Origin of the sequence: uncultured Tenacibaculum sp., assembly GCF_947494125.1 — a bacterium.
GTDB lineage: Bacteria > Bacteroidota > Bacteroidia > Flavobacteriales > Flavobacteriaceae > Polaribacter.
The window spans coordinates 307,480-321,650 of sequence record NZ_CANLTU010000003.1 but is presented as its reverse complement, the minus strand read 5'-3'; the positions used below and the strand labels follow the sequence as shown (position 1 = coordinate 321,650).

Here is a 14,171-nt window from a genome sequence, read left to right as displayed (position 1 = left end):
TTTTCTATTAAGGAACTAATTCAAACTGTCCTTCAATAGTAGTTGTGGAACTACCTCCAATGAAAATTTTAAAGTCTCCAGGTTCTGTAATAAATTTACCATCATTATTATAAAAGCCAAGACTGTTTTTGTTAAGTATGAATTCTACGGTTTTGGTTTCTCCAACTTTTAAATCAACCAATTCAAACCCTTTTAATTCTCTTACAGGTCGTGTAATGCTACCTACCATATCACGTATATATAGTTGTACAACTTCTTTACCATCATATTTTCCAGTATTAGTAACGTTAACAGAAGCTTTAATAGAATCGTTTAATGATAATGATTGATTATTAATTTTAAAGTTTGAATACTTAAAAGCTGTGTAGCTTAAACCATGTCCAAAAGGATATAGAGGCGTATTTTTAACATCAGTATAGTGAGACCAAAATACATTACTATCTTTATCTACAGGTCTTCCTGTATTTTTATAATTGTAGTAAATAGGAATCTGTCCAACGTTTCTAGGAAAGGTCATCGGAAGTTTTCCGCTAGGATTGTAATCACCATACAAAACTTGTGCGATGGCATTTCCAGCTTGAGATCCTAATTGCCATGCCTCAACAATAGATGGGATATTTTCAGCAGCCCACTCTATAGCAAGAGGTCTACCATTGTTTAAAACTAAAACAATATTTTTATTTACTTTATATATTTCTTCTAATAATTCTTGTTGAAGTCCAGGTAAACCGATGTCACTTCTACTTCTTCCTTCACCACTTTGAAAGCCATGCTCACCAAGTACCATAACAACTACATCTGATTTTTGAGCAGTTGAAATAGCATCTTTAAAACGACTTTTATCTGTATAGTTAATTTTAACTTCACTAGTGAAAGATGTTTTATCAGTGGTTAAATTGACACCCTTACTGTAGTTTAATGTGTTGTCTTCGTATTTTTTCATTCCTTCAAGCACAGAAATAGATGTATTGTCATCAGAAGCAATACGCCAGCTACCTAAAGGGCTATTGTTGTCATTAGCAAGAGAGCCTATAAGAGCAATTTTTTGACCGCTTTTCTTTAAAGGTAATAAGTTGTTTTCGTTTTTTAGTAAAACAATAGATTTTTTAGCTACATCTAAAACAGCTTCTTGATACTTCGGATTGTATAGTGTGTTTTTTTCGTTTTCTTCGTTGCAATATTTATAGGGGTCATCAAATAATCCTAATTCGAATTTAACTCTTAAAATTCTTCTAGCAGCGTCGTCAATCAAAGATTCTTTAACTTTTCCATCTTTAACAAGTTTAGCTAATTCTTTTACATAGACGTATCCTTCCATATCCATATCAGAACCAGCAGTAACAGCAATTTCTGCAGCTTCTTTTTTGTTTTTAGCATGCCCCCAGTTAATCATTTCATTAATAGAAGCCCAATCAGATACTACAAACCCATTAAATCCCCATCCATTTTTTAAAATATCTCTTTGTAAGTAACTGCTACCTGTAACAGGTACACCATTTAATTCATTAAAAGAGTTCATAAGGGTTCTAACACCCGCATCTACAGCAGCTTTAAATGGAGGAAGAACAATATTGTGTAAGGTTGAGGTACCAATGTCAACAGTGTTATATTCTTTACCAGCTTCAGAAAAACCGTAAGCAGCAAAGTGTTTCGCACAAGCAGCTATGGTGTGTGGAGATTTTAAGTCTTTACCTTGGAAACCTTCAACTCTAGCAACAGCTATTTTACTTCCTAAATATGGATCTTCACCTGCACCTTCCATAACGCGACCCCATCTAGGATCTCTAGAAATATCTACCATAGGACCAAAAGTCCAATTTATACCAGCAGATGATGCTTCAGCAGCAGCAACGCTCGCCGATTTTTTTATAACTTCTAAATCCCAACTAGCAGCTTCGGCTAAAGGTATTGGACTTAGTGTTTTATATCCATGTATTACATCGAATCCTATAATTAAAGGGATACCTAGCCTTGTTTCTTCTACAGCTATTTTTTGTACAGCCCTAACGTTTTTTACCCCTCTAACATTAAGCATTGAACCAATCCAACCATTTTTAAGATGTTTGTATTTGGTTTCTGCACTTCCTTCTTTAGGTGCTGGCCCAGTTAGATCCCAAAAACCATTATATTGATTCATCTGACCTACTTTCTCTTCAATAGTCATTTTTTCTAATAGGGAATCAATTTTCTTTTCAATTTCTGTATTCATTATATCACCTTTCTTATGTTGTTCATTTTTAGAATAACATCCAACAAGAATGATTAATGAGCTTAGGATTACTATTGGAATAATAATTTTTTTCATATTGTTAACTTGTGGAATTATGTTTTAAACGAATGTTTATAGTATGCAAAATTAAAATAAAGAGTGTTTTAAATGTATACATAAATAATCAAAATGTGATATTTTTTTATACTAAAAGTATTATATGTGTTTGTTTTTGACAAAAAAGTATTATAGTACTTTTTGTATTCCTTTGAATTCTGTTTTGAATTCACTCGGTGTGCAATTTTTTACCTTTTTAAAGATTCTATTGAAGTTAGCTATGTTGTTAAACCCGCATTTAAAAGCAATTTCGCTAATACTTAAGTCGGTTTCTAGTAGTAGTCTTGTTGCAAAGCTTACGCGTGTACTATTTAAGTATGCAACAAAGGTTTTTCCAGTTCTCTTTTTTATGAATCGGTTAAATGATACGGGGCTCATGTTAATGAGTTCTGATATTTCATCAAGAGTGATTTTTTTATGGAAATTTTCTTGTATAAACTCATATATTTTCTTGATTCTATCGCTATTATCAAAGTTGTCAATATTTGAAAAAGTAGTAGATAGAAGTTTTTGGTTTCTTGAAGTAGATAAGTCGTGAAGTATAGATATGAATTCTATAAAGTAGTCTATTCCAGAGGCTTTTGGGAGGTTTTTAAGTCTAGGCATCATTTCTTTTGTTGTTTTTTCAGAAAAAAGAATTCCATGAATAGATCTGTTAAACATGTCTCTTATTGATTTGAAAACTCGCCTAGAAAGTAGTTTTTCACCTAATAAGTCATTATGAATATGTACTGTAACTTCATGTATTTCCTTATTAGTGCATTCGTGTAGTTCCCAGCAGTGAGGTAAGTTTGGGCCAATAAGAACTAATTCGTAGTCAGAAATTTCTTCAATATGATCTCCTATTATTCGTCTTACACCAGATCCTTTGTGAATAAGATTTAGTTCGTACTCGGGGTGGAAATGAATAGGAAAGTCAAACTCGTCTTTTACTCTGTAGTACACAAGAAAACTGTCAGTGGGAGATAGTTGAGTAATCTCTCTGTGGATGTTATTTTGCATTATTTTTTGTTTTTAAGGTTCAATAATATAAAAAATATATTATTAAATGACAAAAATATATTACTAAATAGCTGTTTTAACGTATAGTTTTGTATCATCTAAATCCTTTTCGTAAACTGCGGACTGTTTTAAGTAATCTTTAATTATTTATTAAGTCTTTAAAAAACGGATGAGATTATTAGTATAATAACAGAAAAAAATAATTTAATTATTAATTATGAAAAAAAGTTTTTTTAAGAATTTAATGCTTTTATCCTTTTTTCTTCTAAGTGTCTATGGGTATTCACAAACCGTAAAAGGAGTTGTGTCTGATAACTTAGGAGAAGTAGTTGGAGTAAATATTATTGTAAAGGGTACAACAAATGGTGCGGTAACAGAAATGGACGGGTCTTATATAATAAATAATGTAAAACCAGATGCTGTACTTGTTTTTAGTTTTGTGGGTTATAAAACACAAGAAGTAAAAGTAAATGGAAGACAAGTTATAAATGTCTCTTTAGAAGAAGATTCTAATAATTTAGATGAAGTGGTCATTGTAGGTTATGGAGCTAAAAAGAAAAGTTTAGTTACTGGTGCTATTTCTAGTATAGATAGTAAAGATATTAAAAGTGCTTCTAGTCAGAGAGTAGAGCAAGTTTTACAAGGTAGAACATCGGGGGTTACAGTTGTTTCATCTTCTGGTTCACCTGGTTCTGGAGCTAAAATAAGAATTAGAGGTGCTGGTTCTAATGGAAAAACTGACCCATTATTTATTGTTGATGGAATGAAGGTGTCTAATTTAGATAATCTACCTCCAAGTGATATTGAGAATATTGAAGTGTTAAAAGATGCGGCTTCATCAGCTATATATGGTACAGAAGGTGCAAATGGAGTTGTTATTGTAACAACAAAAGCAGGTAAAAAAGGTGGATTGAAAGTAAGTATTAATTCTCAGTTTGTTTCTCAGAGTGTAAGAACAGACATGCAGCTAATGAATGCTTCTCAATTTGTTACTTATATGAATGAAGCAGGAATAGCAAGTGTAACTAACAATGGTTATGATACCAATTGGATTGATAAAACATTTGTTACTGCACCAATGTATAGGAACGATGTAAGTTTATCAGGAGCAGGAGAAAAAGGATCTTACTATATTTCTGCATCTAATTTGAATCAAAAAGGTATTGTAGGAAAAGATAATTCTTCTTTCAAAAGAACTACATTAAGGATGAATTTAAAAGGAGAGCTAGTTGATTGGTTAGAAGTAGGTATGAATGCTACTTATTCAATGACCGATAAAAACGGTGTTAATGAAAATAGTGACACTAGAGGGGTTATTCAAAATATGTTAATTATAGATCCCTTAACTCCAGTAACATATCCTAGTGGACAAGTACCACAAAATGTAATTGATAATGCAACAAATAATAATGTACCGTTGTTAACTGATGCTAATGGTAATGTTTATGGATATCCAAGTTTTTCTACAGGAGAGGTGATAAACCCAGTTGCGTTTTCTAATGTAATAAATAGTAATGTTACAGATGCGGCACAATTTTTAAATACGACTTATTTTAAGTTTAAAATTTTAGAAGGGTTAAATTTTACGACAAGGTTAGGTTTAGAGCAAAACACTTGGAGTACAGTTAATTCTACGAATCCTTATTATGTTTCTTCAGAAGCTCAAAATACAGTTTTTTCAAGATCAACAGTTGATGTTGAAAGTAACAAATGGTTGTGGGAGAATTTTGTAACATATACTAAAAAAATAGAAGAGCATAGTTTTACAGCTTTAGCAGGGTATTCAGCAGAAGACACTAGAACTACTACAGTTGTAGTAGATACACAAGGAGATAGACCAGTAATTCCAGTATATAAAAACAATTTAGTTTCAGCATTTGGAAGATTATCTTATGATTTTTCTGGGAAATATTTATTAGAAGGTTCATTTAGAAGTGATAGATCTGATAAATTTCCTTCAAAAAATAAAACTGCTTTTTTCCCAGCTGTGTCAAGTGGATGGGTTGTTTCAAAGGAAAACTTTTGGAAGGAAGATTCTAAAATTGATTATTTGAAAGTAAGAGCAAGTTGGGGACAAAACGGTAGCTGGGGTAATTTACCAGGTAATACAGATAAAACTTTTATAACTAGATTAAATGGAGGTAATCCAATTGATTATCTAGGAGCAATTGGAGCACAAATTACAAGTTTTGCTAATGAAAATTTAGTTTGGGAAACATCAGAACAATTAGATTTTGGAGTGGATGTAAAAGCTTTTAATAGAAGAATGAATTTCTCTGTTGATTATTATGTTAAAACAACAAAAGATTTAATAGTAAATAATGGAAGTTTAATTACTCCAGGTTCAGCAGGGTTTGTTTTTAGTCCGTTTAATGCGGGAACTATTGAAAATAAAGGGTTTGAATTTGAGTTAGGTTATGGAGATGAAACAAAAAGTGGGCTGACATATAATGTTAATCTTAACTTATCTACATTAAATAACGAAGTTACTGAGGTATTGTTTGTTCCAGAAGGAACTTCAATAGTTGGGGCTGGAGCACCACAAAATAGTGATGGAATTACAAGATTTACAAAAGGTTTACCAGTATGGTACTTTTATGGGTACGAAACAAACGGTATAGATCCAGCTACAGGACAAGTGAATTTAGTGGATACGAATGGAGATGGAACTGTAAATAATGCAGATAAAACAATGATAGGTTCACCTCATCCAGATATATTATATGGAGGTAATGTTAGTTTAGGTTATAAGAGTTTCGATTTTAATGTACAATTTCAGGGTACAGTAGGTAATGATATAATGGCTACATATCACCAACCATCGAGACCGATAACAAATAAACCTATACATTTTTACGAAAATAGATGGAAACAAGCAGGTGATAATGCTAGTTTTCCAGCAGCTCAATATGCGAGTACAGCTTATGATACAGATTTAGTAGTAGAAGATGGATCTTATTTAAGAGTTAAACAAATTCAATTAGGATATACAGTTCCAAAATCGTTGACAGATAAACTACATCTTAATAATTTAAGAGTTTATATGTCTTTAGATGATTATTTTACTTTTACTAATTACAAAGGCCTAGATCCAGAAATAGGAAACTTTGGAAATAATGACATAGGTGTAGATAGAGGTTATTATCCAACACCAGGTAAAGCATTATTTGGATTATCATTAGATTTTTAATATTTATAAATTATGAAAAAACAATTTTTAACAGTAATAGCAATACTTTTAGTAGGAGTGTTTGCTTGTAATAATGATTTTACAGTGAATCCTCCACAAAATGTAGAAGATTTAGAAACTTTCTTTTTAGAAGAAGAAAATGTAGAGTCTGCAGTGATAGGTATTTACGATTTAATGCAATATAATTATGGTAGAGATTGGCATAGTGCTTTTTTTGTAAAATTATTGCCAGGAGATGAAGCGAATGCAGGGGGAGTGAATTCAGAAGATCAACAACAATTGCAAAATATAGATGATTATGTGAAAGTTTCGTCATCAAACTCTTCTATTTCAAGTATATGGGATTTGTTTTATAGAACTATAGCTTTGTCAAATTTAGTAATAGAAAATATAAAAGATTCTAGTTTAAGTAGCAAAGACAAAGCATTAGCTGAGGCTAAATTTATGAGAGCTTGGTGTTATTTTGAACTTACAACAATGTTTGGAGATATTCCTTTACGTTTAACAGTTCCAACTACGCCAGCAGATTTTGGAATAGGAAAATCTACACGAGCAGAAGTATATGCACAAATAGAAGCGGATTTAACAGATGCAATTGTATCGTTGCCAGAAAAATCTTCATTAGGATATTCGTTTAGAGTTTCAAAAGGAGTAGCTGAGGCTTTAATGGGGAAAGTTTTAGTTTTTCAAAATAAAAATTTAGAAGCGATACCGTTTCTTCAAAGTGTTATTTCTAATTCATCTCACGATTTAGAGCCAAATGTTAATGATGTTTGGAGTATTGAAAAAGAATTTGGAAGAGAATCTTTATTAGAAATAGGATATGTTTCAACATCAGGTAGAGATTGGGGAAACATTGCTTGGGGTGGAAGAAACGAAAGTAATTTACATATTCAATTAATGGGGCCTAGAGGAGATGGAGTTATGGATGTTGTAGCTATAGGTTTATTAAATGGTTGGGGAATGAACAGACCGACAAAAAAATTAGTTGATGCTTTCGATGCGGCTGGTGATGTTACTAGAAAAGCAGCAACTGTAATGACAGAAGCTGAGTTGATAGCAAATGGAGGAGGTGTAGATCCAACAAAAGCAGATGGAGGAGTTATTTGGGACTATGAAGGGGCTATTAGAATGAAATACACGACAAGAGCTAAAGAAACTAGCACTGGTGGAGTAAGAGAATTAAATTACAGTACAAATTTTAGATTATTCCGTTATGCAGAAGTATTATTATTAGCTGCAGAGGCATATAATAAAGAAGGTAGAGATGCTGAAGCTAGGACAGAATTAAATAAAATAAGAACTAGAGCAGGTTTACCTAATATTGATCCAGCTTTAGCAGGAAATACATTATTTGAAGCTATAGTTAATGAAAAATTTTTAGAATTAGCACATGAAGGGCAACGTTTTTGGGATTTAGTACGCTGGGGAAAAGCAGCTACAGAATTAGCTGGAACAGGATATACATCTAAAAATGATTTATTTCCAATACCAATTACAGAAATTGATAAGAATTCTAAATTAACAAGTGCGGATCAGAACCCAGGATATTAATAAAAATAACTTTGTTTCATATTAATTGAACTAGATGGTTAATTGTGTAGTTAGCAATTAACTGTCTAGTTTGTTTTACTATTATTTTAATCAATGAAATTTTCCTCTTTAATTTTAATTGTGATTTTATTAGTTGCTTGTACTAGTGAAAAAAGTACAAAAAAAAGCAACTTATTATTTAGTGAATTAAAGGCTGGTAAAACAGGAATTTACTTTGAGAATAATTTAAAAGAAACAGATTCTTTAAATTATTTTAAATACACCTCTATTTATATGGGAGGAGGAGTTGCTTCAGGAGATATAAATAATGATGGTTTAGTAGATTTATTTTTTACAGGAAATCAAGTACAAAATAAATTATATTTAAATAAAGGAAATTTTTCTTTTGAAGACATTTCTAAAAAAGCCAAAATAGAAGGAACTTCAAAATGGTACACAGGAGTAACTATGGCAGATGTTAATGCAGATGGTTATTTAGATATTTATTGCTCAGTTTCTGGAAGGAATGGAGATAAGGGAAATGAATTGTATATAAATAATAAAGACAATACTTTTACAGAAAAAGCAAAAGAATACCAGATAGATGCTATAGGGAATTCGGTACAAGCTACTTTTTTCGATTTTGATAATGATGGAGATTTAGACCTCTATGTAGCTAATTATCCAATAGCTCATCCAACCACTTCAAATGCAATATATAAGCATAGAATGAAAAATGTATCGGAAGAAGAAACCGATAAATTATATAGAAACGATGGAAATTATTTTACAGATGTAACAGCGAAAGCAGGAGTGAAAAATTATAGCTTTTCATTAGGTGTTGTAGCTGCAGATTTAAATAATGATGGTTGGCAAGATTTATATGTATCAAACGATTATAGTATTCCTGATTTTTTATATATAAACAATCAAGATGGAACATTTAAAGAAGTTATAAAAGAGGCAACATCTCAAACATCTTTTTATGGAATGGGAATCGATATAGCAGATATTAATAATGATCAACTGTTAGATGTGTTTCAAGTAGATATGGAGTCAAATAATAATCGACGACAAAAAGCTAACATGGCGAGTATGAATCCACGATTATTTTATGAAACTGTATTTTATGGATTCCATTATCAATACATGCATAACTGTTTGCAGCTAAATACAGGGAGTGTAGAGAATAATATTCCAAAATTTTCAAATATATCTAGAATATCAGGAACCTCATCAACAGACTGGAGTTGGGGTCCTATGTTTGCCGATTTTGATAATGATGGATATAAAGATTTGTATATAACAAACGGTACAAGGAGAGAGGTAAATAATAAAGATTTCTTTAAAAAAATTGATGGAGAAGAATATGATAAATATTCATTGTTAGAGAAAACAAAAATGATTCCTTCTGAAAAGATAGACAATTTTATGTTTAAAAACGTAAATGGAATTCAGTTTGAAAAAGTAAATAAAGAATGGGGAATAGAGCATAAAGGATTTTCGAATGGATGGACTTATGCCGATTTTGATAACGATGGTGATTTGGACATTGTAATAAATAATATTGACGAGGAAGCAAGTGTTTTTGAAAATAAAGGAAAAGGTAAAAACTATTTAAGTGTTTCTTTTAAAGGAACTCAAAAAAATGCTTTTGGTTTAGGTGCAAAAGTTTATATCTACACAAAAGAAAATATACAGAAACAAGAATTAACATTAACAAGAGGGTTTCAATCATCAGTAGCAGCAAAATTGCATTTTGGATTAGGAGAAGTAAAAAAAATAGATAGTTTAAAAGTTGTTTGGCCAACAGGAAAAGAACAATTATTAAAAAATATAGTATCAAACCAAGCAATAGCTTTAGAGTATGCGAAAGCAAAAGATAAAAAAGATCAGTTATTAGGTAAGAAGAGAATATTTTCAAATGCAAAATCGAATTTATTAAAATACAAAGCAATTGAAAATGATTTGAATGATTTTGATAATCAGGTATTATTACCACATAAAATGTCAACACTTGGTCCAGCGGTAGCAGTAGCAGATGTTAATAAGGATGGCTTAGATGATTGTTTTGTAGGAGGTTCTTTTGGTAATAAAGGAAAGGTATTCATCCAAAAAAAGAATGGTTTTTTAGAAAAACAGAATACTCAAATAGAAAGCGATAAATTATCGGAAGATATAGGCGCTTTATTCTTTGATGCAGATAATGATGGAGATCAAGATTTATATGTGGTAAGTGGGGGTTATGAATATGCAGAGCATTCCGAAATGTTACAAGATAGATTGTATACAAATGATGGAAAAGGTAATTTTAGTAAAGAGAAGAAGGCATTACCACAAATACAAAATAGTGGATCTAAAGCTTATTCATTTGATTTTGATAAAGATGGAAAGCAAGATGTATTAGTTTTAGGAAGGCAAGTTCCAGGGAAATATCCATTACCAGCATCAAGTACTTTATTAAAGAACATTTCAAATGAAATAAATGTAAAATTTGAAGATGTAACAAGTTCTAATATACCATTACTTAAAGATTTGGGAATGGCTACATCAGCTGCTATTACTGATATTAATAATGACGGATGGGAAGATATTATAATTGTTGGAGAATGGATGCCTATAAAAGTATTTATAAATAACAGAGGAGAGTTTGAAGAAGTTTCAGAAAGTTACGGATTAACAAAAAATACTGCAGGATGGTGGTGGAGTATTAATCAAGGTGATTTTGATAACGATGGAGATACGGATTATATCATAGGAAATAATGGTTTGAATTATAAGTATAAAGCATCAGAAAAAGAAACATTTGATATTTATGTAAATGATTTTGATAAAAATAATAAAAACGATATTGTATTAAGTTACTATAATGAAGGGAAACAGTATCCAGTAAGGGGTAAACAATGTTCGTCGCAACAGATACCATCATTAAAAAGTAAATTTAAAAATTACAATGAATTTTCAACAGCTACTTTGGTTGATGTTTATGGTAGTAAAAATTTAAAAAACTCTCTGCATTATCAAGTGAGTTCATTTGCAAGTGTTTATTTAGAAAATAAGGAAGGTAAATTTATAGTACACAAATTACCTGTAGAAGCACAATTTTCAAGTGTTAATCAAATAGTAGTTAATGATTTTAACAACGATGGAAATTTAGATGCAGTTTTAGCAGGTAATCTATATAATTCAGAAGTAGAAACACCAAGAAACGACGGGAGTTATGGTCTTTTCTTAAAAGGAAATGGAAAAGGAGGTTTTACATCTGTACCAACTACAGATAGCGGATTTTATACTCAGGGAGATGTAAAAGATTTGGTGCCAATCACGGTAGATAATCAAAGATATATTATTTCAGTAAAGAATAATGATTACCTACAATTTATAAAAATTAACAAGTAAAAAAATATGTTAAGTTTAATCTCATTTATAGGATTTACAGTTTTAGTAGCAGTTGTTGCTTATATAGCAACAAGAAAAACAAATGAACAATCTTCAGAAGGTTATTTTTTAGGAGGAAGAAGTCTAACAGCAACAGTAATAGCAGGATCATTATTACTTACAAATTTATCAACAGAGCAATTAGTAGGTTTAAATGGACAAGCTTTTACAGAAGGTATATTAGTAATGGCTTGGGAAACATTAGCAGCAATAGCTATGGTTATTACAGCAGTGTTTTTATTACCTAGATACTTAAAAGGAGGATTAACAACAGTGCCTACTTTTTTAGAACGCCGTTATGATAGAACAACAAAATCAATTACTTCAGGATTGTTTTTAACTGGATATGTTGTTGTTTTTTTACCTATAGTATTATACTCAGGTTCATTAGCAATAAGTACAATGTTTGATGTGTCAGGTTTGTTAGGAGTATCAAAAGAAACAGCATTATGGATATGTATATTTTCTATAGGAATAATAGGTTCTATTTATGCAATTTTTGGAGGTTTAAAAGCGGTTGCAGTTTCAGATACAATTAATGCAGTTGGACTTATAATTGGAGGTTTGTTAATTCCAGTTTTCGGTTTAATAGAAGTCGGAGGAGGAAGTTTTTTGGAGGGAATAAATGTTTTAACAACAACACATACAGAAAAATTAAATGCAATTGGAGATAATGAATCATCAATACCATTTGCTACAATTTTTACGGGAATGATGTTAGTTCAATTATTTTATTGGGGAACCAATCAGGCAATTATACAGAGAGCATTAGGAGCTAAAAATTTAAAAGAAGGGCAAAAAGGATTATTATTAGCGTCAGTTTTTAAAATTTTAGGACCAATAATAGTGGTGCTTCCAGGAATTATAGCGTTTCATCTTTTTGGAGAGTCAATAGTAAATGCAGATGAAGCATATCCAAAATTGGTAACACAGGTTTTACCATTATCATTTGTAGGTTTTTTTGCAGCAGTATTGTTCGGAGCAATTTTAAGTTCATTTAATAGTGCGTTGAATAGTTCAGTAACCTTGTTTGGTATAGATATTTACAAAGAGTATATAAATAAGGAAGCAAACGAGAAGCAAATTGTTTCAGCAGGTAAAAAGTTTGGAGTTCTATTAGCAGTATTGTCAATGTTTGTGGCACCTCTTATAGCCAATGCACCCGATGGGTTATTTGGATACTTACAAGAAGTAAATGGTTGTTATAGTATTCCAATTTTAACTATCATAGTAGTAGGTTATTTAACAAAAAGAGTACCAGCAATTGCGGCTAAAGTGGCAATTATATCAGGTGCAGTATTATACATTATTAGTCAATTTTATTTAAAACCTTACGTGTTTGGAGAAGATAATTACCCGCATTTTTTACATATTATGGCAATATTATTTGTCTTAAATGTGGTAATAATGTTAATAATAGGGAAGTTGTATCCAAGAGGCGAGAATTATGTGCAAGAGTTTACTAAGGAGGTGGATATAACACCTTGGAAGCATGTGAAATTAGTAGGAATATTGGTGTGTGTTATAGTAATAGCAACATTCTTGTACTTTTCATAATAAAAAATAGTACGTAACTAATGCTATTTAACAGCCTATTTGTTATAAGTAGGTAGGGAAAATACGCAATTTTTTAAGAAAAATTCATTTGATATGTTATTAAATAAGCTAAAAAAAAATAGAATAAAAGTGTATGTAAATATGCTATTACTAATGGTTGTAATTATGGTTTTTGGAGCATGTAAAGCAAAAAAAAATGCAGTAGAGGCAGTTTTAGAATATAAAATATCTGCAAAATTAGGTGAAGGAGCATTTTGGGATTATAAAAAGAAACAATTCATTTGGGTAGATATAGAGAAAAAGAGATTACATATTTATAATCCTTTAAAAAAAGAAAATAGAATAATTAATGTGCCTTCAAAAATAGGTACAATAGTACCTTCAGAAGAAGAGAGTAAAGTGGTGGTAGCTTTAGAGGATGGAATCTATGTGGTTAATATAGAAACAGAAGAAATAAACTTATTGTCAGATGTAGAGGCATTAGTTACTGAAAATAGATTTAATGATGGTAAATGTGATCCAAATGGAAATCTGTGGGTAGGATCCATGCATTTAAAACAAACAAAACCAAATGGGAAGTTGTATAAAATAGATGACCATGGAAAAACTACACCAATGTTAGAAAACGTAACTATTTCAAATGGAATTGTATGGACAAAAAAAGGAGATGTTATGTATTATATAGATACGCCTACAGGAAATATTCGAGCTTTTGATTTTAACCTTAAAACAAGCACAATTTCCAATGAAAGAATAGTAGTTAAAGTAAATGAAAAAGATGGTTTTCCAGATGGAATGACGATAGACGAAAATGATATGCTGTGGGTAGGAATGTGGAATGGAAATGCTGTAGCTCAATACAATCCTAAAACAGGAAAATTAATTTCAAAAATAAAAGTACCAGCACATAATGTTACTTCTTGTGCATTTGGAGGAGATAATTTAGATACGCTGTATATAACAACGGCAAGTGTAGATATGACAAAAGAAGAAAGAGCGAAATATCCTTTAGCAGGTTCAGTATTTATAGCAATACCAGGAGTAAAAGGAGTAAAAAGCAGTTATTTTAAAAAGCCAGTTTTGAGTAAAGAAAAGTTAATTGTAGAACAAGTAAAATAAAAAGAT

At 30.9% G+C, this 14,171-nt stretch carries 7 protein-coding genes; 5 read left to right on the top strand and 2 right to left on the bottom strand.

Annotated elements, in window-relative coordinates:
- Positions 1 to 7: 7 nt before the first annotated feature.
- Together bglX and Q0881_RS08170 are read right to left on the bottom strand one after the other, a co-directional pair.
- Positions 8 to 2,305: a beta-glucosidase BglX gene (bglX, locus tag Q0881_RS08175; protein WP_299158779.1), complete on the bottom strand. Its 2,298-nt coding sequence runs from the start codon at positions 2,303 to 2,305 to the stop codon at positions 8 to 10.
- 150 nt (positions 2,306 to 2,455) lie between these two features.
- A complete protein-coding gene (locus tag Q0881_RS08170; protein WP_299158776.1) occupies positions 2,456 to 3,328 on the bottom strand; it encodes an AraC family transcriptional regulator in 873 nt (290 codons plus the stop codon).
- 217 nt (positions 3,329 to 3,545) lie between these two features.
- On the opposite strand from Q0881_RS08170, the gene Q0881_RS08165 reads away from it, so the two are divergent.
- The 5 genes from Q0881_RS08165 (at position 3,546) to Q0881_RS08145 (ending at position 14,165) form a co-directional block, all read left to right on the top strand.
- The gene (locus Q0881_RS08165; RefSeq protein ID WP_299158773.1) at positions 3,546 to 6,518 is read left to right on the top strand and encodes a SusC/RagA family TonB-linked outer membrane protein; all 2,973 of its coding nucleotides are present in this window, start codon (positions 3,546 to 3,548) and stop codon (positions 6,516 to 6,518) included.
- A gap of 12 nt (positions 6,519 to 6,530) precedes the next feature.
- The gene (locus Q0881_RS08160; RefSeq protein WP_299158771.1) at positions 6,531 to 8,072 is read left to right on the top strand and encodes a RagB/SusD family nutrient uptake outer membrane protein; all 1,542 of its coding nucleotides are present in this window, start codon (positions 6,531 to 6,533) and stop codon (positions 8,070 to 8,072) included.
- 93 nt (positions 8,073 to 8,165) lie between these two features.
- Entirely contained in the window at positions 8,166 to 11,450 is a 3,285-nt protein-coding gene (locus Q0881_RS08155) for a VCBS repeat-containing protein (RefSeq protein WP_299158769.1), read from the top strand.
- Positions 11,451 to 11,456: 6 nt separating this feature from the next.
- Positions 11,457 to 13,046, top strand: a complete 1,590-nt coding sequence (locus tag Q0881_RS08150; RefSeq protein ID WP_299158766.1) for a solute:sodium symporter family transporter — start codon at positions 11,457 to 11,459, stop codon at positions 13,044 to 13,046.
- Between the two features lie 141 nt (positions 13,047 to 13,187).
- Positions 13,188 to 14,165 carry an SMP-30/gluconolactonase/LRE family protein gene (locus Q0881_RS08145; protein WP_299158763.1) on the top strand — a complete coding sequence of 326 codons (978 nt, stop codon included), beginning with the start codon at positions 13,188 to 13,190 and terminating at the stop codon, positions 14,163 to 14,165.
- The last annotated feature ends 6 nt before the right edge of the window (positions 14,166 to 14,171 follow it).

Coding starts and splice junctions, on each gene's coding strand:
- bglX (WP_299158779.1), bottom strand. CDS start 2,305: ATGAAAAAAATTATTATTCCAATAGTAATCCTAAGCTCATTAATCATT.
- Q0881_RS08150 (WP_299158766.1), top strand. CDS start 11,457: ATGTTAAGTTTAATCTCATTTATAGGATTTACAGTTTTAGTAGCAGTT.
- Q0881_RS08155 (WP_299158769.1), top strand. CDS start 8,166: ATGAAATTTTCCTCTTTAATTTTAATTGTGATTTTATTAGTTGCTTGT.
- Q0881_RS08145 (WP_299158763.1), top strand. CDS start 13,188: ATGCTATTACTAATGGTTGTAATTATGGTTTTTGGAGCATGTAAAGCA.
- Q0881_RS08170 (WP_299158776.1), bottom strand. CDS start 3,328: ATGCAAAATAACATCCACAGAGAGATTACTCAACTATCTCCCACTGAC.
- Q0881_RS08165 (WP_299158773.1), top strand. CDS start 3,546: ATGAAAAAAAGTTTTTTTAAGAATTTAATGCTTTTATCCTTTTTTCTT.
- Q0881_RS08160 (WP_299158771.1), top strand. CDS start 6,531: ATGAAAAAACAATTTTTAACAGTAATAGCAATACTTTTAGTAGGAGTG.